Consider the following 26910-nt stretch of genomic DNA (forward strand, 5'->3'; position numbering starts at 1 on the left):
TTATATTTGTGTTGACTTGATGTTTCAAATAAGTGACTTGTTATTTGCCGGTTTCGGCCAAAACATAGGGAGGTTTGTTATGCGTAAACCATTTGCCGTGATGTCTGCTCTAGTGTTTTCTGTTGCTTTTGGGTCGGCTGCAGTTGCTCAGAACATTGCTCCGCAAGGGGCAATCCAGGTTAAGCTTTACACCGATGCATATCAGACGGTGGCAGCTAATGGCTGCGTATCGGCCTGGATCCCAGCTACCGTATCTGGTCGAACCATTACCGTTCAGTCGACCGGTTATACGTTGGGTACAGGTTTCCCGTGTGGAAATGTGACGTTCCAGAAGAATCTTGTCGTCAATGTGGGGGCTGGTTCTCCTACAGCGCCGATCACGATTACCGACCTCAAGACGAGTTCCGTTGCAGGAACCTGCGAGCAAGTTGCGAGCGACACGGCGCCGTCTGGCCTGTTTAGCGAGCCGCGCACGGGATCTGCTGAAGGCAAGGTTTCTGGCAAGGGCCTGTTTGGCATTTCGACCCCCTGCACGTTTGCAGTCGATTTTGAGACAAATATCGATCTGGATATCTGATTTTTTTGATGACCCGGGGGGGATCCCCCGGGTCATTATAATCGAGCGTATAATTTATTGTATTGAATGACGTGCGTTGCGCATGCACGCATTAACGTTTTCTGTTTGTATGGTTCCCTCGGCTTTTCTTGAAGCCGGATAGGCACTAAGTTCAGTGTGTTGGTTTCGGTTTGCCTGGTCGACAGAGTTTCGAATGTTGTGGCTGACGTTGACCAGTTTAATTGCTCTGGAGGTGGGGGAAAGCACGACCTTTTCCGGTATAGACCAGACAGTAACTGAGCAATATTCCGAGCCCGTGGTCGTTGCTGACGTTGAGGTGTGGGGGCGTCGTGGGGCTGCGGCCGTGGCTCCTGAAATTGAACTGAATGGAGCCGATATTGACGCGTTGGCTGCGTGGGATATTGGCGAAGTACTGTCGCGTTTGATTGAGATCCTTGGGGTTGGTGAACAGCCTGTCGTGATCGTTAACGGTAAGCGCGTAGCGAATGCGAGTGTCTTTAACGGCTTTCCGCCTGACGCCCTGGTGAGGGCGGAAATTCTGCCTCCAGAAGCCGCCATCATCTATGGCGGCGCGCCCGGTCAAAGGGTGATCAATCTAGTCCTTCAGCCACGTTTTGGCAGTTACGACGGGCGTGCGGCGGACGCGCGGCCGACACAGGGGGGGACGTATTCTTTTTCGGGCGAATTGCGCCGATCCGTGATCAACGAAGAGAAAACGTATCGCTTGGGTGTGAGGACTGTCTATGACGCGGCTCTTCTGAGCAATGATCGCGATCTGCCAGATATGCATCCAGAAAACGGAGTGATTTCGCTACGCCCGCGGGTTCGCAATATGGCTGCAAATGCTATTGCTACAGGGTCGATTGGTCGCTGGGCGAGTGTTTTCAGCATGAATGGACAGGTTCGTGACAGTCTCTCTACGTCTTACCTGGGAGGTTCGTTTGTCGAGAGCCGTCGGCGAAACGACAGCCTGAACGGCTCGGTCGGTTTCAGCGGTTTGGCTGCAGGGTGGAGTCTCCAAGCCAATCTGAACGGACAGGCTTCGCGTTCAAGAGAAGATGGGTTTCTCGTTACGCAAAATGAAAATCAGTCGGTTGGATTTACGGGGTCCGCTGGGCGCACGGTTTTTAATCTGGCGACGGGACCAGTCGCTTTGACCATGACCGGCAACTGGACGGAAGTTCGTTCGGTCACAGTTGGCCGGCAGGTGCGCACGACGAACCGTTTCCAGACGTCGGAGGCCCGTGGATCCCTGGCGGTCCCATTGTCTAAGGGAAATTCTGAGACCTCGCTGGGCCGTATAATCGGAGGTCTACAGGCGACGATTGGCGGCAGTGTGCGTGCAAGCAGCGCTGGCGGCGGTGACGGGGGCAACCTTGCGTTGGATTGGGCACCGCGTCGTAAGCTACGCTTGGGCGGCGTCTGGTCTGTCGCTTCAGACAGTGTTTCGGACACATTGCGATTTGAGCCTCTATATTATGAAGCGCCGCGCCTTGTGTTTGATTTTCGCTCCGGACAGGCAGTGATGATTGCGCCATTGTTGGGCGGAAATCCGGATCTGCGATCGCCGCGGTCGGAACAGTTTTCCCTGAATGCTGCAGCGGGGCCTTATGGGTCGTGGGGCGTGTCGGGGAGCGTCGGATACCAGAAGGCGGAAACGAAAGACGGCATTGGATCATTGCCTGAACTGACTGAGGACGTTGAGGCGGCCTTTCCTGATCGTTTTCAAAGAGACGCCAATGGACGTCTTGTCAGTATTGACTATCGACCGATGAATCTGAGCACTAGTCTGACCGAAGGACTGACCACAACAATCAATTTCAGCCTGCCGCGCCCACAGGGGGCTGCCGCCAACGAGGCTATGGTTGCGCGGTTTTCGCTGAACTACAATCTGCAGCTTCGGAACACGGTCGCGTTGTTGGCGGGGCTCCCGGATTTGGATCGCTTGAAAGGCGATGGCGGCGGTGTCTCAAGGCAAAGCGCCAGGGCGATGCTGGATGCAAAGCGTGGGCGCTGGGGGCTGAATGCTTCCGCACGGTGGCAGGACGGCTATCGCACCCGGCGAAACGGGGGGCGGGATGATCCGGCGGATCTGGTAGTGAAGCCGTTCGCCGCTGTGGATTTGAAACTAACATTCCAGATGATGTCGTCGTCAATACGTGCATCCAGCAGTAACGAAGAAGGCGGGCCCCGTCGACGCAGTTCCGGCCTGCAGGTGAACCTTGAAGTCGAGAACCTGTTTGACGCGCGCCCTGAGGCAAGGCTGGGTGACGGATCTGCCGCTCCTGGGTATGGGCGCGATGTTCAGGACCCGATTGGAAGGGTGGTGCGTCTGTCGCTGCAGCGACGGTTTTAGGCTCGGGACTCATAGCCAGGAGAGGACGGTCGCGGCGAGGGTTACGTCGGACAGGAAGACGGTCGGACAGCGATAATGACGGTGCGACGCTCAGTCTGGGCGCCGGACAAGCCCTCCATCATGCGGACGAAGACACCCGCCTCGCTCCATCGCTTCTAGCGATTTTAAAGCGTCGTGTGCGGCCCATAGGCCGTCGGCGCATCCCGCCAGCGCAGGCTGTTGCGGTTGATGAAGATGAGCCCGCTCAAGACCCGGCGGTCATCCGCTCTGGCTTGCCGTGGCTCTTGGGGAAGAAGGGCGCCAGCCGAGCCATCTGATTATCCGTCAGCCAATACAGGTCGCTCATGATCCAGACTCCTCGGGCGCCAGAATCAGATCCAGCACCCCACATCAATGGGGCCTGAGCCTAATCGCTGTGATTTCCTTCCGGGAATTATTTCGATGTTGGTTGCACGACTCTTGCCGCATTGAGTTCTGCTCTTGCGACCTCCAGGTCACGTTTGAACGTTGGGTCGGCCTGCAGGCGGGCGACGATGGCGGCGCCGACCAGGCGGCCGGCTTCGACGTCGCTGGCGTAGTGGACGCCGCAGATGATGCGGCTTTCGCCATAGGCCAGGCCGCGCGTCAGTATGGCGTCGGCGCGGTCGGGGGCCAGTTCGGCCAGCACCAGCGCCCAGGCCCAGCCCAGCGCCGAATGGCCGGACGGATAGGAGCCGCTGCGGCTCAACCACGGCTCGGGCGCGATACAGGTCTTGAGCGGCTCGGCGACGAAGGGGCGAGGGCGGAAATAGCCCTGTTTGGCCGGAGTCTGGATTGTCTCCAGATCGCCCAGCATCCGTCCCAGCAACAGGGCCAGGGTTGGCATGCGGACGGGGTCGAAATCGACGCCCAGGGCCGCGCTGAAGATGCGGGGTGCCGACGGGGTCTCGATCTCGTTGTCGGCGGCGGCCTGACGCCAACGGTCCGAACCCTCCAGCGCGCGGGTGGCGTGATAGATGGCGACATCATCCTGTTGCCGCAGCGATCCGGCCTCTGGCGGCGGCGGCAGGAAGGCCGAGGCGTCGGGGGCGTCGTCCTTGGCCAGATAGCCGTGGGGGTGGTCGCGGAATCCCTCCCACGAGGTCGGGACGCTGGTGGTCCCGGCGGGCGCAGAGGCGCAACCGGCCGCCGTCAGCAGGACGGCGACCGCGCAAACGGTCTTAAATTTCATGGTGTTGTTTCCGTTCGGGCGTCGGCTCAGGCGAACTGGGCGCCGGGGCGGCCGTCTTCGACGACCCAGGTGTTCAGGGTGGACAGGGCGGCCCGTGGGTCGCGCACGTCGCTGATCGCCTGATAGCGGGTGGTGGTCCGGCGCGGGGTGATCTCCATCGACATATAGCCGCGCACCCGGCTGTCGAAGAATTTGATGTGCGGGTTGCTGGGCATGGCCGACATCAGCCCGTCATAGCTGGGGCCTGTCGAGGTGATGGAGGTGCCGACGAACTCGGTCGCCACGGTGGGCGAGGTCGGGTCGTTGCTGTCCAGTTTCACATCCGCCGTCCAGAACGAGTGGTAGTCGCCGCTGAGCACCACCGGGTTGCGCGGCTTAAGTGTGTTCAGCGTCTGGGTCAGGCGATCGCGGGCGGCGGGGAAGCCGTCCCAGGTGTCGGTCCAGTATCTGGTGTCGGGTCCGCCGTCTCCGAACCGCATCCCGGCCATCAGCAGGTCCTGGCCCAGAATGGTCCAGCGGGCGTCGGCGGTCTTCAGCCCGTCGTACAGCCAGCGTTCCTGATCAAAGCCCAGGAAGGTGCGTGACGGGTCCAGCCGGTCGGTGCAGACGGCGTCGGTGACGATCTGGCCCTTGCCGCCGTTCGGTCCGTCGCTGCAGGGCTGGCGTGAGCGGTACTGGCGTCCGTCCAGCATGAAGAACTCGGCCAGCTTGCCATAGCGGACGCGGCGATAGATCGGCATCTGCAGCCGCGCATCCAGACGGGTGCGTCGGATCGGCATGGCTTCGTAGAAGGCCTGATATCCGGCGGCGCGGCGGCGAAGGAAGTCGTTCGGCGAAACGCCTGCCGTTTTGGACCAGACGCCGGAATAGTCGTCCTGAACCTCATGATCGTCCCAGATGGCCAGGCAGGGGGCGACGGCGTGCAGGCGTTGCAGGTCGGCGTCGGTGCGGTGCAGGGCGTAGCGGTTGCGATAGCCCGCCAGGGTCGTCGCCTCCTCGAACCCATAGGGGCGAACCACCTCGGCGGCGCGTTCGGGGCCGCGCGTATATTCGTAGATGTAGTCGCCCAGGAACAGGGTCAGGTCCGGGGTCTCGTCGGCCATGTGGCCATAGGCGGCGAAATAGCCGGACTCCCAGTTGGAGCAGGAGGCGACGGCCAGTTTCAGCGCCGCCACATCGGCATTGGCGGCGGGCGTGGTGTGGGCGCGGCCGATGGGGCTTTGCTGGCCTCCGGCGGTGAAGCGATACCAGTAGGGGCGGCCGGGGCGCAGGCCTGCGACCTCGACATGGATGCTGTGGGCGGCGGACTGGTCGGCGGTTTCGGTCCCGCTGGCGACGATGTGACGGAAGCCCTCATCGGCGGCGATGTCCCAGTGGACCGCCACCGGCCCGCCCATGCGGCCCAGACCATCCGGCGCCACCGGATCGACGGCCAGGCGCGTCCAAATGACGAAGCCGTCCGGCGCCGGATCGCCGCTGGCGACGCCCAGCGGGAAGACATAGGCGCCGCCGGACCCCATGCCTGCATGGGCGCGTCCGAACTGGAGCACGGCGGGGGCGGCGACCAGACCGCCCAGCAGGGCGCGGCGATGAAGGCGGAAGGCGGCGTCGGTCATGAGGCGGGCTTACTTGGAAACGGCGGCGGCTTGGGTGGGGGCACCGAACCGGGCGCGGAAATCGGTCAGGGGGATGGTGAATTCGTCGCGGTTCAGGAAGTCTTCGTCGCTCAGGTGCGGCTGTTCGTTGGGCTTGTACCAACGGGCGTAGTTCGGCTCGTCCGAGGCGAAGCGGCGATAGTGGGTGGAATATGTCCGCACCCGCACCGTCGGGGTGGCGGCGTCCATGTCGAACTGCATCAACCGCATCCAGCCGTCGCCCAGGGCGGGCGCCTTGTCGGCGGCGACGCCTGCGTCCAGCGCGGCCTGATTGCGGTCCTGATAGTCGGACAGGACCTGATAGACGGCGCCGCCCTGGCGGTTCTGGTCAACGCGGAACGACTGGCCGTTGTGATGGCCGCTCAGCACCATGAAGACCTGCGGATTGCGCGCGACCAGCTTGTCCCAGATGGCCTGCGGGCTGTTGTCGAAGGGATCGACCACGGTCTGGTTGACGACCGGATGCGGCAGGCGCTCGCCGTCCTTGTTCAGGAAGTCGTGGGTGGTGATGATGGTCGGCAGACCGGGATGGGCGTGGATCACCGTCTCGGCCCATTTCAGGCTGGCGTCGGTGGGCGAGAACTGCAGCCCGATGTGCAGGAAACGATAGCCGCCCGCCTCGAAGATCTGGGCGCTGTCGGCGCCGTTCTGGTGCGCGGCGACGTACCAGGGGCGGTCCTTGAAGAAGGCGCTGTCGACGCCGAAGGCGCGGGTCCATTCGGTCAGGCCGCCGACGTGGATCATGCCCAGGCGGCGCAGGTCGCCCTGGGGCGCGGTCAGGTCGCGCGGCCAGGATTCCTCCCACCACTGGGCGTCATAGTCGTGATTGCCCGACACGACCGAAAAGGGCAGGGCGCCGTCCAGCAGACGGTAGGCGGCGATGGAGGCCGGAATCTCGACCTCGCGCACGCCGCGCGTCCAGCGGTCGGGGTTCATTCCGGCGGGCAGGGGGCGGGCGGAAAAGCCGCGCGCGGCGTGTTCGGGATCAATGGCGATGGTCGGGTGCTGCCAAACGTCGCCCAGGCCCGTGGCGAAGACGATCTCGCCCCCGCGTGAGGCGGCGTTGTCGGCGATGTAGCGCATCTGCTCGACCATCATGTCGCGCGCGTCGAAGGCGAAACCCTCTGCGCGCTGATGGGTGAAATCGACGTAGTTCTGGGTGTCCGGGATCACGGCGATGGAGAACCGGCCGTCCGCCGCCAGCACCGGCGCATGGGCCGCGCCCAGCAGCAGGCTGAAGCCCAGGGCCAGGGTTCTGGCGGTCTTTGCAATCATCGTCATGCCGTTCGTCCTTTGGCCCGTAATCCTTGAAGCGGAAGGCGGGGCTTTGATCCGCGGACCAAAGCCCCGTTCGTCAGGTCTCAGTAGCGATAGCTGACCCGCACGCCCCAGGTGCGGGGCGGGTTGGGCGAGCCGGTCGAGGCCGAGATGAAGCGGTTGCGCGACTCTTCGGAATAGGAGTCCGTCAGGTTGTTGACGTACAGGCCCACCGCATAGTTCGCATTCGCCGGACGCAGCGTCAGGTTGGCGTTGACCAGCCAGTAGGAGGCGATGATCGAGTTGGACGAAGTGCTGAACTTCTCGTCGCGATAGGCGTAGTTGCTCTCCGCCTCGACGCCCCAGCCGCCGATCTGCCAGTCATAGGCCACCGAACCCTTGTAGTCCCACTTGGGGAAGGGCAGGCGTTCGCCCGCGCGGTCGCTGTAGACGATGGTGTTGTACTCGCCGGTCACCGGGTCCTTGGCGGCTTCGGTCGCGGTGGCGTTGACGAAGAAGAACTCGTCATATTCGCCGTATTTGTAGCCGATCGACTGGGTGATGGTCAGGTTGTTCAGCGGACGCCAGCGCAGTTCCAGTTCCGCGCCCTGGATGTGCGACTTGGGCACATTGATCATCCGACCGACGCGGCCCGTCTGGGTGTAGAGCACGCCCTGAAGCTGCTGGTCGCGATAGTCATAATAGAAGGCGGCGGCGTTCAGCTGCAGCTTGCGGTCGAAGAAGCTGGACTTCACGCCTGCCTCATAGGCGATCAGTTCTTCGAACTTGAACGGGTCCAACTGCTCCGGCAGGCCGCTGTTGTAGGTGGTGAACCCGCCCGACTTCACGCCGCGCGAGACGTTGGCGTAGGTCAGGATGTCGTCACTGACGGTGTATTCCAGACCGACCTTGCCGCTCCATTCGCCCATGCTCTGGGACTTGGAGGTGGTGGCGTTGACGCGCGGGACGGGGGCCAGAACCTGGGTCTTGAAGTCGTTCAGGTCGCGGCTTTCGTCCTCATAGCGCAGGCCGCCGATCAGGGTCAGGCGGTCGGTCAGCTTGTAGTCGATATTGCCGAAGACGCCGGTGGTCTGAACCTTCTGGCCGTAGGTGGTGCTCATGAAGAAGCCCAGGCCCTTGGCTTCCGAGAAGTCCGAGTGGAAGCCGCCGTCGACGGTTTCATTGGCGTGATAGAAACCGGCCAGCCACTGGAACCGCCCGCCCGTCGGCGAGGACAGACGCACCTCCTGCGAAGTCGTCTCGATGTCGTTGAAGAAGTAGGTGCCGGCTTCGTTCGAGGCGGTCGCGTCCCAGTCGTTGAACTCGCGGCGGTCGAAGGATTCGTAGCTGGCGATGGCCGTCAGCGTGGCCCAGCCCAGGTCCTGGTTCAGGCGCAGGCTCAGGCCCTTGCCTTCGTTGTCGCGGAAGGGTTTGGCGTTCGGTGACACGCCGATCAACTGGGCGAAGTACGGGCTGATGCCCCAGCCCGTGATCCGGTGCGCGGTGTCGATCGGATAGACCCGGCCGCCGCCTGCGGTGAAGGGCGTGGTGATCAGGCGCAGGCCGCGGCCATCGGACTCGTCGCGGCTGTAGTGCAGGTTCAGGTCGATGTCGGTCTGGGCGGTCGGGCGCCAGTTGACGCGCAGGCGGGCGGCCTTGGTGTCCTTGTCGCCCAGGCTCTCGCCGGTGTCGCGGTGGTACTGCCAGGCGCCGCCCGATTCCGCCGCCAGCGACAGGCGGGCGGTCAGGTTTTCGGCCACCGGACCGGACAGGAAGCCCTCGAACTTGGCGGCGTCATAGCTGCCGTAGCTGGCCGAGAAACCGGCCTGGACCGTGTCGGTCGGGGCGTTGGTGATGACGCTGACGGCGCCGCCCGTGGTGTTGCGGCCATAGAGGGTGCCTTGCGGTCCGCGCAGCACCTCGATGCGGGCGATGTCGTACAACAGGCCCTGGGTCATCACGCCGTAAGGATAGGCGACCTCATCGACATAGATGCCGACGGTGGAGGTGTTGTTGGCGGCGTAGTCGGTCAGGCCGACGCCGCGCACGCGGAACTGCGGCTGGCCGCCGCCCAGCTGGCTGTCGACCTCCAGGCTGGGGACCGAGTTCTCGAGGTCGTTGACGTTGCCGATGTTGCGGTTGTCCAGGTCGTCGCCGGAGATGACGGTCAGGGCCAGACCAACCTTCTGCGAGGATTCCTGACGACGTTGGGCGGTGACGACGATGTCGTCCACGGCCTGAGCGCCGGACTGGCTGCCGGACGGGGCGCCGGTGTTGGATTGGGCGGCGGCGGGCAGGGTGGCGGCCAGGGCGAGTACGGCGCTGGACGCGCCGAGAAGCAGACGTTTCATGTGTCGATCCATCGGGCGGCGCCGACGAGATTCCCCCTCTCGCGCGGGCCGAAATGTTGAAGGGCGTTCGCGGATCAGGACCGCGCCCCGCGTCATAGCGGGGGCTGTCGAACAGGCGTCGGTCCGGGACGGCGGAAGGACGGCTAGGGAGGCGGGGAGAGCGACATTCGCCGCGCTTCCGCGTCACAAGAAAAACATCTGTTCGACAGCATTGCCGCTCTAGGCTTCTGCCATGATGCTTTGATGACGCTTATTTGAAGTGTTCCTGTCCACTGGCGTTAAGTGGAAAAGAACAATCGTTCTGTTCAACCTTGACGGTGTGCGACCAGGATTTCGGCGACGTCCTGAAGTTGTGCGGCGCTGGCCGGACGACCGATGGCGGCCCCGACGATGGCGCTTCCCTTGATCCACAGGGCGAAGCGGGTTGCGGCCAGGCGCGTCAGGTCGAACTGGGCGGGCCAGAGTTCGGCGCGGTTGACGTGGGTGCCGCCGCCCTCTGGTCCGCGCAGGATCATGGCCAGATCCTGATAGGCCGGATCGCGCCGCGCCTGACGGCAGACCTGGGCGATCAGGCGGGCGTAGATGACATAGAAGCCGTCCCGCTCGCCGTCGCCGATCTGAAGGGTGCGCGCCATCAGATCGCCCCAGCCCGGCAGGTCAGGCGGCCCCTTTCGCGTCGGATGGCGGAAATCGAGATAGCCGGGGATTTCGCGAAACACCGCGTGCCACACCGCATCAATGATGAAGCGGCGCATGTCGGCCCAGTGATAGGCGATGGTCGAGGTCGAGGTGCCGACCGCCGTGCTGACCGACCGATTGGTCACGCTGGCCACCCCGCCGATCAGGATCTGGTCCGCCGCCGCCTCCAGCAGCCGCAGTTTTGAGGATTCGGGCTCCAGCCCGTCCGTCGGCGCCTTGGGGATCACCATGGCGGCGACATAGCTTTCGGTGACGCGGGCCTCGTCGTCGCCGCAGCCGAAGACATGATCGACCAGACCGCCCAGCCCCTCGGCGGCGATCATCTCGTAGTCCGCCCGCCCGCCCAAGGCGCCGATGTAGAACTGCTCGATGACCAGATAGGTCGCCAGCCCCTCGCCATAGGCGGCAAGATCAAGTGTTCGGTGCAGATAGGCGCTCCAGGCGTCGCGCCGCATCGCCTCCCACCGCGCCAGCAGGGGGGCGACGAAACCGCCCGGCTCGTGTGCGATCAACAGGTCTTCCCAGACGCGGACGAAGCTGGCCGATGCGCCCGCCCGTTCGCGCAGATAGCGCTGGATCAGGGCGATCAGGCCGTCGCGGCTGAGGGCCAGTCCCTGCACATCCGCGAAGAAGGTCTCGTGATAGGCGCTGTCCTGCTCGAACGCCGCCGCCGCGATGGCCTCGATCAGGCCCGCCCGCGCCCCGAACAGATTGACGATGACGGTGGTGCTCTTGCCAACTGACTGCGCCAGATCACGCAGCGTCAGACCATCCAGCCCCGCATCGGCGACCAAGGCCATGGCCGCCGCGACAATACGGTCAGCCTCAAGCGATCGCGATGAAACGGGGCTGGTCATGCGGCCTCTGAATGGCCGGGTTGGAGCGGCGTGTCGAGGGCGTTCCGCCGAGGTCATCGCGTCGCAGGCGGTGAGGGGGCGGGCTGTAGCGTCGTTGTTACGGAGGAGTCGTAAGGGGCCTTTCCCCACGCGCGGCGCAGTCCCCAAACGGAGCCCCTCATGTCCAGTCTTGTCGCCGCGCTGGTGTTCAGCGCCCTGGCCTGTGATCCCAACGCAGCCGATCTGATTGCGGCGGGCGGCGACGCCTGTGCACGGCCCTGGATGGACCAGAGCCTGCGCCTGAACGACCTGACGACGGTGGGGACGCACAACTCCTACAAGCTGGCCATTCCAGAGGTGGAGCTTCAGGCGATGGTCGCGGCCGATCCGGCGGCGGCCGGTCTGGATTACGCGCACCCTTCGCTGGCGGACCAGCTGAATGCGGGCGCGCGGCAGCTGGAGATCGACGTGCTGAACGACCCGCAGGGCGGACGTTACGCCCATCCGCGCTCGGTCTTCGGCGGGGCGGCGCCGGTTAGCCCGGCCTACGTCCAGACCATGTCGCAGCCCGGCCTGAAGACCTTGCACATGCCGGACGTGGACTACCGCAGCCGTTGCCTGACCTTCGTCGCCTGCCTGCAGCAGATCCGCGACTGGTCGCAGGCCCATCCCGACCACGCGCCGATCCTGATCCTGCTGAACGCCAAGACGGGCGCCGCCTCCCTGCCGGGCGGGGTGGCGATGCTGGATTTCGATGCGGCGGCCTGGGACGCGCTGGATGCGGAGATTCGTTCGGTCTTCGATGCCGGACATCTGATCACGCCCGATCAGGTGCGAGGGCGCCACGCCACCCTGCGCGAAGGCGTGCTGGCGGGCGGCTGGCCGACGCTGGGCCAAGCGCGGGGCAAGGTCTTCTTTGCGCTGGACGAAGGGCCGGACAAGGTCGCCGCCTATGCCGCAGGCCGACCATCGCTGCAGGGCCGCGCCGTCTTCGTCAACACGGATGAGGCCAGTCCCGCCGCCGCCTATCTGACCCTGAACGACCCTGTGGCGGATCAGGCGCGCATCCGCGCCGCCGTGGCCCAGGGCTTCATCGTCCGCACCCGCGCCGACGCCGATACGAAAGAGGCGAGGGCAGAGGATGTGACCCGCCGCAGCGCCGCCTTCGCCAGCGGCGCGCAATATGTCTCGACCGACTATCTGTGGGCCGACCCGCGTTTCCCGATCTATCAGGTGCGTCTGGTGGGTGCGGCGGCCAGCATCTGCAACCCGGTGCGGACGGCCAACCGCTGTGATGATCTGGCGGTGGAGTTGACGGAGGAGGCGACGCCGCGCGGCTATCTGGCCGCCAGCGACCGCCCCGACCTGACCAAGGTGCTGGCCCCGCCGCCTGAGCCGGGTTCGGCGCGCGACCGGGCCAATGCTGAAATCTTCCGCGAGACGCGCGCCCTGCAGGACACGCCGCGCTGGGCGCTGGCGACGCGCGACGTGACCGGCGACATGTACGACCATTTCGCCGAGGCTCTGGGCGTGCGTCTGACCGAGGCCGAGGCGCCGGTCCTGACCGCCATCCTGCGTCGTGCGGGCTATGACCGCTGGGTCGTCGGCGACGCCAAGACCTATTGGGCGACCAAGCGCCCCTACATCGGCACGGACCTGCCGATCTGCGAGGCCAAGACCGACCATCTGGCGGGCAACCCGGACTATCCATCAGGCCATTCGGCGCACGGGGTTCATGTCGCTATGCTGCTGGCGGAACTGGCGCCCCAGCGGGCCGACGCCCTGTATGAACGGGGGCGGGAATATGCCGAAAGCCGCTTCGTCTGCGGTTCGCACTCCTACAGCGCAGTCAAGGCGGGCATCCTGTCGGGCATGGTCATCTATGGGGCGGAACAGCGCTCCGACGTCTTCCAACGCGACATGCAGGCGGCCCGCGCCGAGGTGCAGGCGGCGCTGGCCAAGCGCGCAATTCCGGCCCGTTCAGCCGCGAACGCGACAGCGCCGTGAAGTTTGAATGAAGATCGCTGTCACACATTGAGGGGTCCCTTCCGGGCGTCGTTGAAGCGCCTAGAACCGGTTGGGGACTATCCAAAATGAAGAACAGAATTCTTGGCACGACGGCCTTCGCCCTGGTGGCGGCGTCGCCCTTTGCAGCCTTTGCTCAAACGGCGGCGTCCGCCGATGCAGGCGTGTCCAATGTCGATGAGATCATCGTCACGGGCAGCTATCGCCGCAGCCTGGAACAGGCGGTCGACCTGAAGCGCAAGAACGTGGGCTTCTCGGACTCCATCGTCGCCACCGACGTCGCCAACTTCCCAGAGCAGAACCTGGCCGAGGCGCTGCAGCGCATGCCGGGCGTGACCATCGAACGCAACAAGGGTCTGGGGCAGCGCGTCATGGTGCGCGGCCTGCCCAGCGAGTTCACCTTCGTCAGCATCAACGGACTGGCCACGGCCTCGGGCAGCGGCGGCCGCGATGTCGAGTTCGACATCTTCGCCTCGGAAATCATCCAGCAGGTCACCGTCCAGAAATCGCCCACGGCGGCGCACGAGGAAGGCGGCATCGCCGGCAGCGTCAACATCTCGACCGCCCGCCCGTTCGACTATGAGGGCCGCCGCGTCGTCGCCGCCGTCGAGGGCGCCTACAACTCGATCTCGGAAAAGGTCGATCCGAAGGTCTCCTTCCTGGCCAGCGACACCTGGGGCGACTGGGGTGCGCTGGTGTCCTTCTCGACCGCGCGCCGCACCAATCGCACGGACTCGGAATCGGGCATCAACTTCCGCCCCCTGACCCGCTTCCTGAACCAGGGCAGCGGTCGGGGAACCCAGGCCGTGGACGTGCTGGCGCGCGACGCTGGGGTCGTCGTCAAGGACCGGATGAACGCCAAGGAAACCGACCTGATCATCTTCCAGGACAAGGTCGGCGACCGCGCCTATCTGAACACCCAGGACCAGTGGGGGGGCACGATCTCGCTGCAGTACCGCCCGTCGTCGAACTTCAGCCTGGCCTTCGACGCCATGGTCGGCGCCTATGACACCACCGAGGACGAATACGACGCCGCCGCCTATTCGGCCTCCAGCCGTTCGACGCTGGAAACCATCCACGAATACGACAAGACCACCCTGGGCGAGTACGGCATGGTGGTGCTGCGCGACGTCTCCTACACCGCGACCCAGCACGAGATGCTGAGCAAGGAGCGGATCAACAAGACCGACTATCGCCAGTTCGGAACCGAGTTGAACTGGAGCGGCGACAGCTGGCGCCTGCACGCCCTGGCCGGCTATTCCGGTGCGGACAAGACGCTGGACAGCTCGAACCTGAAACACGTCGCCTATGCGCCGTCGCGGACGCGCTGGACCAATCGCGGCGGCGAGACGATCCCCAGCACCACGACTGGCGGGTTCGACATGTACAACTCGCCCGACAAATACCTGTTCGAGGCCTATGAGACGACGCTCGAACACATCACCGACGACAAGTACGCAGCCCAGGTCGACTTCACCAAATACCTGAGCCTGGACTTCTTCCCGGCCCTGACCAGCGTCCAGTTCGGCGCCCGCTACACCGACAAGACCAAGCAGCGTGACTATGGCGCCCTGAACATCCAGGGCTCTGGCGCAGGCAAGGTCGACTATGTCGGTCGTCCGATGTCACAGAGCCAACTGACCTCGATCGGCGATCTGGTTCCGGGCGGCGCCTTCAACGTGCGCGACCTGAACTGGAGCCAGGTGTCGAACGACTATGCGCGCCGCACCTTCCGCTATGACGGCTTCTACACCCCGTTCAACGTGGGTGATTATTACGAAGTGTCGGAGCAGGTGACGGCCGCCTACGCCATGGCGGACTTCAACTTCGACATCGGTTCGGTGCCTGTTTCGATCAACGGCGGCGCCCGTTACGTCGACACCTCCATCACCTCGTCGGGCTATCACCAGATCCAGAACCCCAACGGCTCGACTGGCTATACGCCTGAGCCGGTGTCCAGCGACGGCGGCTATGACAAGCTGCTGCCCAGCCTCAACATCACCGCCGAACTGACCGACAGCATCCTGTTCCGCGCCGCTGCGTCAGAGACGCTGATCCGTCCGGCCCTGACCGATCTGGCCTATAAGCGCACGGCCAGCTGGAACTCGTACCGCTTCACCGACGGCAACCCGAACCTGCGTCCAACCTACGCCAAACAATGGGAAGTCGGTCTGGAGAAATACCTGCCGCAGGGCGGTCTGCTGTCCGTCTCCTATTTCTCGAAACAGATCGAGGGCGTGGTGCGTCAGGCCCTGACAGGCGTGGTCAAGGGCGTGACCAAATACAACGCCAACGGCACCGTCGACGGCGTCTATGACTTCGACGTCTATCAGCCGATCAACCAGCCCGGATCCTATGACGTCAGCGGCGTGGAGCTGGTGGCCATCGTGCCGCTAGGCCTGATCTACAGCCCGCTAGAAGGCTTCGGGATCAACGCCAACTATACGGCGCTGGACAGTTCCCTGGCCGGTCAGTCGAAGATCGGCGTGCCGACCCCGCCGATCGGTCTGGCCGACAGCACCTACAACTTCACCCTGTTCTACGAGAAGGACAGCTTCCAGGCGCGCGTCTCCTATAACTACAAGGACAAGTACGTCGAAGGCATCGGCTATGAGATGTACCCGATCTGGCGTGACGGCTACGGCCAGGTCGATTTCTCGGCCAGCTACAAGCTGAACGACCGCTTCCAGGTCAGCCTGGAAGGCATCAACATCACGGATGAAGCGACGACGGGCTACACGATGGATCCGTCATTCCCGACGACCTACGAACTGTCGGGACGGCGCATCAACCTTGGCCTGCGGATGGAGTTCTGATCCCGCCGTGGACGCCATGCGACGCGCGCCCTTAATCCCCGAGAGCACGCTCGACGCGGCCGCCCCCTCCATCGGAGGGGGCGGTTTCGTCCGTTCAGACGCCCTACGTCGGCCGCCTCGGGCCGAGGCGGACTTCGCACGGCTGCGCCTGGACCTGATCGCCTATCTTCAGCGCAAGGGGCAGCCGCTGGAGGACGCAGAGGACGTGATCCAGGAGGCTTTCGTGCGCTTTCACCGGGCGGGTCACGATCTGGCGACGCCGGACGCGCGGCCTCTGTTGTTCGTCATCGCCCGCAACATCCAGAACGACCGCTGGAAGGCTGCGGGGCGCGAAACCCGCCGCCGTGCGCCGGAGGATATTCACGACATGGACGCCGGTCCGCGCGCCGTCGCGGGCGATGAACGTCCGGCGGACGAACGGATCATCACCCGCCAGAATCTGGCCGCCGCCGCCGGGGTGATCCGCGCCCTGCCGCCGCGCACGCGTGACGCCTTCCTGCTGCATCGGTTCGAAGACCTGACTTATCGCCAGATCGCCGCACGGCTGGGCGTATCGGTCAGCATGGTCGAAAAACACATCGCGGAAGCCCTCCGCCAACTGAAGAAATCACGCGATGACTGAGGTGTCGCACGCCTGGATCGTTGTGAAGAGTGAAGGCCGGGCGCGCGATGGTTCGCAGCCGACCTGCACGGAGAGATTGACCCGCCCATGATGGAGCGACTGACCGCCCTGTTCGACCGACAGCCCAGGACGGCTGAAGCCTGGCTCGCGCGCATGAGCAGGCCGCGCATCGGCGCGCGCGATCAGGCGGCCTTCCTGAAATGGCTGGAGCGAGATGCGGCCCATCTGGAGCAGTATCAGGCGGCCAAGGCCGATCTGGCGGCGCTGGAGAGCCTGCGCGGCGCCTTTGCGGTTGATCTGGCGCAGTTGCGTCGCGGGCCGTCGCGTCGGGCGGGCGGGCGCTGGGTGATGGCGGGGGGACTGGTTGCTGCAGGTCTGACGGCGGTGGTCTTTGCTGCGCCCTTTCTCACGACCGCGCCGGTCGAGGTTCGCCGCTATGAAAGCGCGCCGGGACAGATTCTGGATGTGGTTCTAACCGATGGATCAAGGGCCACGCTGGACGCCGGATCGGCCATCGAGGTGGCGATGGCGGGGGATGCGCGGCGCGTGACCCTGACGCGCGGCGCGGCCTATTTCGACGTGGTGCATGACAGCGCCCATCCGTTCCAGGTCGCGGTGGGGGATCGCAACGTCATCGTCACCGGCACCCGTTTCACCACCGCCCTGCGTCATGACCGGGCCGAGGTCTCGCTGCTGGAAGGCCATGTCGCCATCGGTCGCCGCGACGTGCGCCAGCCCCATGCGTTGGATGACGCCGTGCGGATGACCGCGGGGCAGAGCGCCGATTTCTCGGTCGGTCAGCCGACGGTCAAACTGGCTGAGGCGGATGTGGAGGTGATGAGCGCCTGGCGCGAACGGCGCCTGGTCTTCCATGACGCGCCGCTGTCGACGGTGGCGGGCGAGGTCGAACGTTATGTCGGCCAGCCGTTGGTCATCGCCGATCCACGTCTTGCGCGTCTGCGGGTTACGGCCGTCCTGCCGCTGGAGGGCGACGGCGCCCTGATCGACCGCATGGGCCAGCTTCTGCCCGTCAGGGCCGAGAAACAGGCCGATGGTCGCATCCTGATCCGCGCGGAATAGAGGGCGTATCGCAGAGCTGTCACGCCAGCGCGGTAAGGCGGCCTCACGAACCTTATCTCTCTCCAGTCACAGGGCCTGCCGCGCTTGAAACCGTTCGCACAGTCGCGGCCGACCGGTTTTCTGTGCGGCCTGTTTGTCGCCATCGCTGCGGCTGGCGCGCCGACTGTGGTGTGGGCGCAGGACGGCGTGGTCCAGGCCTTTGACATTCCGGCTCAGGACGCGCGCCGCGCTCTTGTCGATCTGTGCCTTTCCGCCGGATGCGAACTGGCCTTTGTCGCCCCGCCGGGCCGCACGCTGCCAAGCCATGCGGTGCGGGGGCGGATGGGTTGGCGCGCTGCTGTCGCCGAAATGTTGCGCGACACGCCGCTGCGCTATCGGTTCGTGGGCGCGCGCGGATTGCGGGTCTGGGTCGAACCGGCAAGGACAGCGCCTGTCGCCCTGGTGGTCGTCGAACCGTCCGAACTGGCGCCGGTCGAGGTGGTCGGGCGGTTTGCGGGTCAGGTCGAGGAATCCCTACGACGCAAGCGTCAGGCCGATGTGATCTCCGACAGCGCCTCAGCCGCGCGGATCGGCGAACTGCCCGCCGCCAATCTGGCCGAGGCCCTGCAACGCGTCCCCGGCGTCGCCATCGAACGCGAGGTGGGCGAGGGCCAGTTCGTCAGCGTGCGCGGTCTGGGGCCGCTGTTCCAGTCGGTGACCCTGAACGGGGCGCCGGTCGCCTTCAACGAGAACATCCGCAACTCGACCCAGAGCGGACGCCAGTTCCGTTTCCGCGCCCTGTCCGCCGAACTGCTGGCGGGCGCCCAGGTCACCAAGTCCGCCACGCCTGACCTGATCGAGGGCGGCATCGGCTCCAACATCAATATCGAGACCATCAGCGGCCTGGGCGGCGATCCCTTCCTCAGCCTGCGCGCGGGCGGGGCGGTCGAGGACCGGGCGCGCGCCGTCCGCCCCGATGTCTCGGTCGCCGGTCGGATGGTGTCGAAGAATGGCGACTGGGGTCTGGTCGGCGGGCTGGCGCAGGAAGAACGTTCGGTCGTCTATGACCGTTTCCAGATCCAGAGGTATGGCGACCTGATGCTGGACGGGCGCAAGGTCGCCGCGCCCAGCGATGTCCGCACCACGGTCGAGCAGGAGGATCGCCGCCGACGCAGCCTGTTTCTTGGCGGCGACTGGGCCGCTTCGCCGACAACCCGGTTCAGTTTCAACAGCCTGATTTCCGCCTTCGACAACGTCATCCGCGAGGATCGGCTTGTCTATGGTCTGGGCGAGCGTCTGATGGAGCCGGGCGCCACGGCGACGGTGCGCGACGGCGTCGTGGTAGGGGGCGTCATCCCTGCGGCCCGCATCGACAACAACACCGAGTTTTCGCAGCAGTCGCACCTGAACCTGATCGTCTCGGCCAGCGTCGAGTTCGCCTTGGGCGGCTGGCTGGTGACGCCGCGCGTATCGGCCTCCAGCGCCCGGTCGCGGCTGGATACGCCGCTGGAGCGAATTTACGCCCAGTCCGCCCAGAAGGTCGCCTACGCCGTCGATCTGGACGGCGCGGTGGACAGCCGCCGGGCGCCCAGCATCACCACGAGCCTGGACCTGCTGGATCCCGCCGCTCTGCGAAGCCAGAAGATGGGCGTTCGCGCCATCGAGTCCGTCGATGACGATCTGACCCTGATGGCCGATGCACGGCGGGGGCTGAACATCGACGCGGGGCTGATCCGCCTGTCGGAGTTGCGGCTGGGCCTGCAGTTCAGCGACCGCAGCCGCGATTATCAGCGTCGCGACCGCGAGGCGATCCTGCGGCCGGGCGCGGTCTTCACCGCCGACTTCATGGGAATGCGGACGCCCAAGGGCGTGTTCGACGGCCTGATCGGTCAACATCCGGGCGGCTGGGCGACGGCGGATTTCGCCCGGTTCCGCGACGCCTTCATCATTCCGAACGAGCATGACGGGATCATGGTTCTGCCGCGCGATCTGACCCCGACGGGCGCCGATCTGCAGAACTCCTACGCCGTGTCTGAACGCGTCGGGGCGGCCTATGTAAGGCTGGATTTCGACGGGTCGGCAGGCGCCGCGCCCTTTTTCGGCAACTTCGGTCTGCGCGCAGTGAGCACCCGCACCGGCGTGGACGGCGCGTTGCTGGAGGCTGGCCCCCAAGGGGCGCTGGCCATCCGTCCTGTGTCCCATGCGGGGGAGGCGACCCTGTTGCTGCCCAGCGCCAATATCGCCTTTGATCTGGACCCGCATAGACGCCTGCGTCTGGCCGCCTCGCGCACCATGACACGGCCGTCGCTGGCCGACCTGCGGCTGGCGACCGCGCCTGCCAGCATGCTGGTCTCCAGCATCTATGAGCGCGGGCAGGCCGAGATCGACGATCCGTCGCCGGGGACCATCTTCAGCGGCATCGGCGGCAATCCGGCGCTTAAACCCTACATTTCGACCAATCTGGACCTGTCCTATGAGTGGAGCTTCACGGACGGCGCGCTCAGCGTTGCGGTGTTCCACAAGCGGATCGACGATTTCATCGCCCTGGTCGCCGCGCCCGAGGTTTTGATCTTTGAAACACGCGCCGGGCCTCTGGTTCAGGCGCAGGTGTCGATGCTGCGTCCGCGCAATCTGGGCCGGGCCGAGAGCCGCGGGCTTGAACTGGGGCTGCACAAGAAACTGGCGTCCGGCTTCGGCCTGTGGGCCAGCGCGACCTGGACCGACAGTCGAGGCCCGAATGGCGAGACGCGCCTGACCGGCGTGTCCGACCTGGCCTATTCGATCAATCCGTTTTTCGAGCGCGGACCGGTGTCCGCGGGCCTGTCGTGGTCGTGGCGGTCGGCCTTCAAGTCAGAGGCCGACATGCAGGGCGGCGGCGTGTCGAACTTCATCATCGCCTCAGCCGGCTATCTGGACGCTCAGGCCAGCTATGACCTTACGCCCGGCGCCCAGATCGTGGTGGCAGCCTCGAACCTGACCGACACGACCGACCTGGCCAATGAGGGCGACAAGTCGCGCCTGCTGCAATTGGGCCGGGTCGGCCGCAGCCTGACCGTCAGCCTGCGCTGGTCAATGTAAGTCAGGTCCAATCGACTCGTCATTCCGGGGCTGGCTTCCGGGTTCGTCCTTCGGACGCCCCGGAATGACGATTTAGGTTGCATATCGATTGAACCAGTCAATCTCGGCTTGGGGCTGAACCTGCCTTAGCGGTATGCTACAGCCCCGCGCCATGAGCGATTTTGAACGTCCCGTCCTGACGCCACCCGGTGGTGAGAAGAAGGTGCTGCTGCATTCGTGCTGCGCGCCGTGCTCGGGCGAGGTGATGGAGGCCATGCTGGCCTCTGGCGTCGACTACACGATCTTCTTCTACAATCCGAACATCCACCCGGAGAAGGAATACCTGCTCCGCAAGGACGAGAACGTGCGCTTCGCCGAGAAACACGGCGTGCCCTTCATCGACGCCGACTATGACAAGGACAACTGGTTCGCGCGCGCCAAGGGCATGGAGTGGGAGCCCGAGCGCGGCATCCGCTGCACCATGTGTTTCGACATGCGGTTCGAACGTACGGCCCTGTATGCGCATGAGCACGGTTTTCCGGTGATGACCTCCAGCCTGGGCATCAGCCGCTGGAAGGACATGAACCAGATCAATGGCTGCGGCGAACGGGCCGTCGCGCCTTATGAGGGCCTGTCCTACTGGGACTACAACTGGCGCAAGGGCGGCGGCGCGGCGCGGATGGTCGAAATCTCCAAGCGCGAAGAGTTCTATCAGCAGGAATACTGCGGCTGCGTCTATTCCCTGCGCGACACCAATCTTCACCGCCGCGAGACGGGGCGGAAATCCATCGAACTGGGCACCCAGTTCTATCGGGTCATCGACAAGGGCGAGTGACGCAGGCCGGGACACTGGCGATTTTTCCTGCCAGTCCCGCCACGGATGATGATTTGCGGCGGGCGCCATAGTCGCCGACAGGCTGTGCTGAAACCTCAACCAACCTGCGTGCGTCATGAGTGAAGCCTTGCCCGCCGATGCGCCGTCGCTGACGACGCTGGACCTGTCGGACTTCCATGCCGGGCCGCAACGGCGCGATGCGTTTCTGACTGACCTGCTGGAGGTGCTGTATCAGCAGGGCTTCCTGTATCTGACCGGGCACGGCGTTGATCAGGTCTTGATTGATCGGGTTCTGGCGGCGTCGAAACGGTTCTTCGCCCTGCCGCTGGATGACAAGCTGCAGATCGAGATGGTCAGGTCGCCGCATTTTCGAGGGTACAACCGTGCAGGGCTGGAGCTGACGCGGGGCCAGCAGGACTGGCGCGAGCAACTGGACATCAACACCGAGGCCGCGCCCTATCCGGTCGGGCCAGACACGCCTGCATGGCGGCGTCTGCAAGGGCCGAACCTGTGGCCGGACGCCATGCCGGAGCTGAAGCCGGTCCTGCTGGCCTATCAGGCCGAGGTGACGCGGGTGGGCATCGAACTGCTGAACGCCATCGCCGTCGCTCTGGGGCAGCCGGAAAACGCCTTCGCCGAAATCTATGAACCCGGTCCGTCGCAACTGACGAAGATCATCCGCTATCCGGGGCGGGATGTGGCTGAAACCGACCAGGGCGTCGGCGCCCATCGCGACGGCGGTTTCGTCACCGTCCTGTTGCAGGACACGACGCCGGGCCTGCGGGTCCAAGCGGATGATGGATCATGGATCGCGGCGCCGCCCGTGCCGGGAACCTTCGTCATCAATGCGGGCGAACTGCTGGAGTTGGCGACCAACGGTCTGGTCCGCGCCGCCATCCACGACGTGGTGGCGCCGCCTGCGGGGGATGAGCGGTTCTCGGTCGCCTTCTTCCTGGGCTCGCGGCCTGACGCCGTGGTGCCGGTCATTCCCCTGTCGGATGACCTGAAGCGGGCCGAGCGTGGCCTGTCGGTCGATCCGCTGAACCCCATCTTCCGCGAGGTCGGCCAGAACCAGTTGAAAAGCCGTCTGCGCTCACACCCGGACGTCGCCGCCGCCCATTATGCGGATGTCCTGGACCTGATCGAACGACCTGCGGGCGGTTAGGGGGCGGCTGCGGGCCGCCGTCGCACGCAATGATTTCGCATAGGCGGACGGCGTGGTTCCGGTGGTCTGGCGGAACAGCTTGTGGAAATGCGAGCGGCTCAGCCCGACCGCGCTGGCCACCTTCTGCGATGAAGGCGCGCGTCCCTCGACGCTCAGCATCTCGCAGGCGGTCTGGATCAGGACGTCGTGCTTCTGCGCTAGAGACGCGCCTTCGGGATTGCAGCGGCGGCAGGGTCGAAAGCCCGTGGCGCGGGCTTCGGTCAGCGTCTCATGCAGCCGGATGTTGTCGGGCAGGGCGTGGCGGGCCGGGCAGGTCGGGCGGCAATAGACCCCGGTGGTGATGACCGAATACCAGAACTGGCCTTCGGCGCTCGGGTCGCGGCGCATCAACTGGGCCAGACGGCGGCCTCGCAGGCTCTTGTCGGATACGGCGTCGAAACGGCGGGTGACTTGGTCCATGGCGAAAATCCCTATGGGCGCGGTTACATGAACCAAGGACGCCGACGGGCGCGGACAGCCTTACGGCCGGACCATTTTTTCTTCAGAACGTGGCCTCGAAACCCAACCGCACGGTCAGCGGGCGCAACGGCACGGCCTGGGGCTGGGACAGCTGATACGGCGAGCCGATGCCGTAACGAATGCCCGTCACATCCATGGGATTGGAGACGCGCAGGGTGAAGGCGCGGCGGTCGTCGCCCAGCCGCGCCGTCAGGGCCGACAGCAGATAACCACCCTGCGGCACGTCCAGCCCCACGCCGACGCCCAGCCGCGACCGGCCCACATAGCGGAAGTCGGCGCCCAGCCGCAGCGGCAGACCCGCAACCTGTCCGGGCTGATAGTCGAAACTGACCTGTCCGCCGATCGGCGCGACGTTGGGAATATCGCCCTTGCCCGCGCCGATGACGCCGATGCGCGTCGGCGTCAGCTGGCTGTCGTTCAGGAACAGGCCGCCGGAGATGTCCAGTCCGTCCGTGGGCCGCCAGGCGGCCTTCACCGACACGAACTTGATCACGCCGTCGCCGACGTTGTCGGTGACCATGTCGCCGCCCGGCGTGATGATGTCGGCCTGAACATCGCGCCAGTCCATCCACCCGGCGGAGACTTCGCCCGTCAGCCCATGCCAGGCCTCATAGGTCCGCGCCCCCAGCTCCAGCAGGGTGACCCGGTCGCCCTGATAGCGTTCGAAGGCGCCGTTCGCCTCATTGACCCCGGCGGGCCGCACCGCCTGCTCCAGCCGGGCGAAGACGGTGGTTTCCGGCGTTACGTCCCAGCGTGCAGACAGGCTGGGGCTGAGGCGATAGTTGATGCCGTGGTGGTCGCGCTCCTTGCCCCGGAAATCGGCTGCGACCACCAGAATGTCGTTGTCGATGCGGGTGCCGGACAGGCGTGCGCCGACCGCAAATCGCCAGTTCGGGGCCGGCGCGACCGAGGCTTCTCCAAAGGCCGTGACTTCGGCGAAGGTGCGTTTCAGGTCCGCGCCATAGGCCGGGGTCAGCGTCGTCATGACGGTCTGACGGCGACGTTCGACCGTGGTTTCTCCAAAGGCGATGGCGGCCCCGCCAGACCAGGTCAGGCCCCGCGACGGCGCCATGTCGATCCGCAGTTCGGATGAGGCGCTGGAGGCGGTCTGGGTGCGATCAACGGCGGCGGGATAGATGTCGCCGGTTAGGGTGGCGTCGAACCTTTCATCCAGCCTGTGCCGCGACACGCTGGTCGCCGAGGTCAGCCGCGCCGAGCCCAGCCACCGGCGGGCGGTGACGCCGGCTAGGGCGATGGTGCTGGAATAGGGTTCGCGCACCCGGCCTGTCTTGAGCAGGCGCGCGCTGTCGACGGCGATCGTCTGGGCGTCTCCGGCCTGAACCTTCTGTGCCACGCCGACCACATCGATGGTCCAGTCGCCATTGGTCCACCGCAGGGTCCCGCGCGCGCCCGTCGTATCCACGTAATCGGCGTTGCGCAGGCCTAGGGTCGGATTGTCCAGAAAACCGCCGTCGCGACGGGCATAGGCCACCAGACGTCCCGCCGCCTGTTCTCCCAGGGGTTGATTGAGAACGACCGCGACATCACTGCTGTCGGCGCCGCCTGATGTCGCGCCGCCCCCCAGGATCAGACGACCGGACGCCTCTTCCAGATCCGGCGCCGCCGGTTCGATGCGCAGCACGCCGCCGATGGCGCCGACGCCGAAACGGGTGCCTTGCGGGCCTTCAAACACCTCGATGCGGCGGATGTCGACCAGGGCCAGATCCGGGTCGGGCGAGCCGAAGCTGAGGCGCAGATCACCCAGATACTGTCCCACCGTCGCCTGCAGCGGACCATTCATGGCCGAGTCCGCCAGGCCGCGAACGAACAGCTTGTTGCGGCCTGTGCCCTGGCGCGTGGAATCGACGGTGGCGGTCAGGTCCGCGACCGCATCGCTGGTTGCGGCGCCCTCGAACCTTTCCAGCGCGCCATTGTCGACCGGGGTGCGTCCCGACGCCTGGGACAGGCCGACCGGAGGCGCGGCGGTGACGACGATTTCGCTGAGCTGGGTCGTGACCGGCGTCGGCGTCGGGGGCGTGGGCGGCGGCGTCCGGCGGAGCGCGGCCTCGATGCGGTAGGCGTTCTCGCCGATCAGCACAGCGCGCGCGCCCAGCGGCTGCAGCAGGCGTTCGAACGCCGCATCGAGGGTCATGCGGCCCCGCAGCTCCGGCGTCCTGCGTTCGCTCAGGTCGATGGCGATGGCCACATCGACGCCCGCCTGCGCCGACAGCCTGTTGATCGACTGCGTAGCCGGGCCTGCGCCGACCGAAAAGGTCTGCGGCGCGCCGGCCTGTGCGGCCAGCATCCCTGCAACCACGACAGCCGCGACGCTCACGAGGCCGGTCTCGGCTCCAGCCTCCAGCCCGCGCCTTCATCGACGACAGAGACGTCGAGCAGACGCGACAGACGCCCCCTCTGATCTTCAGGCGCGGCGCGGGTGGTCAGGCTGCCGCTGAACCGGCGGCCCGACAGGGCGGGGGAGACGGTGATGGGCCGGTTCAGCGCTCGCGCCAGATCTTGGGCCACGACGCCCAGGGCCTCGTCGGCATAGGTCAGCCGTCCCTCGCGCCAAGCGGCGACGTCATCGGGCGACAGGGTGCGCCGATCCAGACCGCGCGGGGTCGCGATCACGCTGTCGCCGGGGTTCAGGGTCGCGGTGTCGGCGGGGGCGTCCACGCGCACGCTGCCTTCGGACACGGACACCCGCACCCCGTCCTGCAACTGGGTCACGTCGAAGACGGTGCCCAGGTCGGTCAGGGTGGTCTGGCCTACGACCACCACGAACGGATGGGCGTCATCATGCACGACGGTGAACAGGGCGCGTCCGCCTTCCAGCCGCACGTCGCGCGGCTTGCGCCGGTCCATCGCCAATCGCGTGTCGCCGTCCAGCGAGACGACGGAGCCGTCGGCCAGGGTCAGGGTGTGCTGTTCGCCCGGCGCCGTCTCGACCGTCCACGGCTGGGCGCGCTGGCTGTTTGCGAACCAGACGCCGCCGATGGCCACAGCGGCCAGTGCCGCCGCGACCGCCGCCAGCGATCGACGCGGCAGGCGGCCGATCCCGCCCGGGCGCGGGGCGACGATACGCACGGGCGCGCTCTTCAACGCCTCGACGGCGTCGGCCTCGGCCCCCGCCAGCCGCCAATAGGCCTCGGCGTTTCGACCATCGGCCGCCATCCAGGCGTCCCACGCGTCCCATTGATCGAAGCCGGGATCATTGACCTGAACCAGCCAGTCCAGAGCCTCCCGGTCGACATTTCTTTCTGAAATGGTCATCCCCATGCCCCTAGGACGCCGCGCCTTGCGATTTGCCTCACGGTCTGTCCCCCTCAAGGTCCAGAATTGCCGCATAGGCTCGGCGAAGATGCTTTTCGACGGTGCTCAGACCCATGCCGAACTCCTCGGCGATGCGGCGCTGGGTCAGGCCGTCGATGCGGTGACGACGAAAGATGGCCGCCGCCGGATCACCCAGATCCGACAGCCGCGCCTCGACCTTGGCCAGAAGCTGCACGGCCATCAGACGGCGTTCGGCCTCGGCGGATGCGATGCTGTCCTGCGGCAGGTTGGCGGGCGTCGCCCATTCTGCGTCGCGCGCCGCGGCCCGTCTGGCGCCGCGCTTACGGTCCAGCACCGCCGTATAGACCATGCGCAGCAGATAGGCGTGGGGACTGGCGACCGGACCGTTGGTTGTTTGCAGCTTCAGCCAGACGTCCTGAACCACATCCTCTGCGTCGCCGCCCACGCCCATCGCCTGGGCGCGACGGATCAGGGCCGGGCGCATCTCGTTGAAGACAGCCTTTAACCCAGCAGCCGGAATGTCAGGCGACCCGCTCATCACCCCCGCCATAGCCCTGGCCCGTATCGGGTGGCAACC

At 65.6% G+C, this 26910-nt stretch carries 18 protein-coding genes and 1 pseudogene; 9 read left to right on the forward strand and 10 right to left on the reverse strand.

Annotated elements, in window-relative coordinates; genetic code table 11:
* Nucleotides 1-79 precede the first annotated feature (79 nt).
* Nucleotides 80-577, forward strand: a complete 498-nt coding sequence (locus JKF87_RS07500; protein WP_201099002.1) for a hypothetical protein — start codon at nucleotides 80-82, stop codon at nucleotides 575-577.
* 193 nt (nucleotides 578-770) lie between these two features.
* Complete coding sequence (locus JKF87_RS07505; protein WP_201099004.1) at nucleotides 771-2933, forward strand: TonB-dependent receptor; 2163 nt, start codon at nucleotides 771-773, stop codon at nucleotides 2931-2933.
* A 71-nt stretch (nucleotides 2934-3004) separates the two neighbouring features.
* On the opposite strand, the pseudogene JKF87_RS07510 reads toward JKF87_RS07505, so the two are convergent.
* From JKF87_RS07510 to JKF87_RS07535, 6 genes and pseudogenes are all read right to left on the reverse strand, one after another.
* Nucleotides 3005-3279 (reverse strand): annotated as a pseudogene (locus JKF87_RS07510) (transposase); the annotation flags it as partial.
* Nucleotides 3280-3366: 87 nt separating this feature from the next.
* Nucleotides 3367-4143 (reverse strand): acid phosphatase, encoded by a 777-nt coding sequence (locus JKF87_RS07515; RefSeq protein WP_201099006.1) that lies wholly within the window; start codon nucleotides 4141-4143, stop codon nucleotides 3367-3369.
* Between the two features lie 26 nt (nucleotides 4144-4169).
* On the reverse strand, nucleotides 4170-5759 hold the full coding sequence (locus tag JKF87_RS07520; RefSeq protein WP_201099008.1) for an alkaline phosphatase D family protein: 1590 nt from the start codon (nucleotides 5757-5759) through the stop codon (nucleotides 4170-4172).
* A 9-nt stretch (nucleotides 5760-5768) separates the two neighbouring features.
* Entirely contained in the window at nucleotides 5769-7079 is a 1311-nt protein-coding gene (locus JKF87_RS07525) for a metallophosphoesterase family protein (protein ID WP_236261205.1), read from the reverse strand.
* A gap of 80 nt (nucleotides 7080-7159) precedes the next feature.
* On the reverse strand, nucleotides 7160-9406 hold the full coding sequence (locus JKF87_RS07530) for a TonB-dependent receptor (protein ID WP_201099010.1): 2247 nt from the start codon (nucleotides 9404-9406) through the stop codon (nucleotides 7160-7162).
* 305 nt (nucleotides 9407-9711) lie between these two features.
* Complete coding sequence (locus JKF87_RS07535; protein ID WP_201099012.1) at nucleotides 9712-10962, reverse strand: TetR family transcriptional regulator; 1251 nt, start codon at nucleotides 10960-10962, stop codon at nucleotides 9712-9714.
* A 159-nt stretch (nucleotides 10963-11121) separates the two neighbouring features.
* On the opposite strand from JKF87_RS07535, the gene JKF87_RS07540 reads away from it, so the two are divergent.
* The 7 genes from JKF87_RS07540 to JKF87_RS07570 all read left to right on the forward strand — a co-directional run bounded on the left by JKF87_RS07540 (nucleotide 11122) and on the right by JKF87_RS07570 (nucleotide 22520).
* Nucleotides 11122-12948: a Ca2+-dependent phosphoinositide-specific phospholipase C gene (locus tag JKF87_RS07540; RefSeq protein ID WP_201099020.1), complete on the forward strand. Its 1827-nt coding sequence runs from the start codon at nucleotides 11122-11124 to the stop codon at nucleotides 12946-12948.
* Between the two features lie 86 nt (nucleotides 12949-13034).
* Complete coding sequence (locus JKF87_RS07545; protein ID WP_201099022.1) at nucleotides 13035-15782, forward strand: TonB-dependent receptor; 2748 nt, start codon at nucleotides 13035-13037, stop codon at nucleotides 15780-15782.
* Between the two features lie 16 nt (nucleotides 15783-15798).
* Nucleotides 15799-16404, forward strand: coding sequence for an RNA polymerase sigma factor (locus JKF87_RS07550; RefSeq protein ID WP_201099024.1), 606 nt, complete (start codon nucleotides 15799-15801; stop codon nucleotides 16402-16404).
* Between the two features lie 87 nt (nucleotides 16405-16491).
* Nucleotides 16492-17484 carry a FecR family protein gene (locus JKF87_RS07555; protein WP_201099026.1) on the forward strand — a complete coding sequence of 331 codons (993 nt, stop codon included), beginning with the start codon at nucleotides 16492-16494 and terminating at the stop codon, nucleotides 17482-17484.
* Between the two features lie 84 nt (nucleotides 17485-17568).
* A complete protein-coding gene (locus tag JKF87_RS07560) occupies nucleotides 17569-20541 on the forward strand; it encodes a TonB-dependent receptor (protein ID WP_236261206.1) in 2973 nt (990 codons plus the stop codon).
* A gap of 151 nt (nucleotides 20542-20692) precedes the next feature.
* Nucleotides 20693-21355, forward strand: coding sequence for an epoxyqueuosine reductase QueH (locus tag JKF87_RS07565; RefSeq protein ID WP_201099028.1), 663 nt, complete (start codon nucleotides 20693-20695; stop codon nucleotides 21353-21355).
* 115 nt (nucleotides 21356-21470) lie between these two features.
* The gene (locus tag JKF87_RS07570) at nucleotides 21471-22520 is read left to right on the forward strand and encodes an isopenicillin N synthase family dioxygenase (RefSeq protein WP_201099030.1); all 1050 of its coding nucleotides are present in this window, start codon (nucleotides 21471-21473) and stop codon (nucleotides 22518-22520) included.
* On the opposite strand, the gene JKF87_RS07575 is transcribed toward JKF87_RS07570, so the two are convergent.
* The 4 genes from JKF87_RS07575 to JKF87_RS07590 all read right to left on the reverse strand — a co-directional run bounded on the left by JKF87_RS07575 (nucleotide 22449) and on the right by JKF87_RS07590 (nucleotide 26871).
* On the reverse strand, nucleotides 22449-22979 hold the full coding sequence (locus tag JKF87_RS07575) for an Ada metal-binding domain-containing protein (RefSeq protein WP_201099032.1): 531 nt from the start codon (nucleotides 22977-22979) through the stop codon (nucleotides 22449-22451). The genes JKF87_RS07570 and JKF87_RS07575 overlap by 72 nt on opposite strands.
* Before the next feature lie 82 nt (nucleotides 22980-23061).
* Complete coding sequence (locus JKF87_RS07580; protein WP_201099034.1) at nucleotides 23062-25374, reverse strand: TonB-dependent receptor domain-containing protein; 2313 nt, start codon at nucleotides 25372-25374, stop codon at nucleotides 23062-23064.
* Nucleotides 25371-26312 (reverse strand): FecR family protein, encoded by a 942-nt coding sequence (locus tag JKF87_RS07585; RefSeq protein ID WP_201099036.1) that lies wholly within the window; start codon nucleotides 26310-26312, stop codon nucleotides 25371-25373. Before JKF87_RS07585 ends, JKF87_RS07580 begins: the two co-directional genes overlap by 4 nt.
* Nucleotides 26313-26349: 37 nt before the next feature.
* Nucleotides 26350-26871 carry an RNA polymerase sigma factor gene (locus JKF87_RS07590; RefSeq protein ID WP_201099037.1) on the reverse strand — a complete coding sequence of 174 codons (522 nt, stop codon included), beginning with the start codon at nucleotides 26869-26871 and terminating at the stop codon, nucleotides 26350-26352.
* Nucleotides 26872-26910: the final 39 nt, after the last annotated feature.

This window comes from Brevundimonas nasdae (genome assembly GCF_016654005.1).
GTDB classification, from domain to species: domain Bacteria; phylum Pseudomonadota; class Alphaproteobacteria; order Caulobacterales; family Caulobacteraceae; genus Brevundimonas; species Brevundimonas nasdae.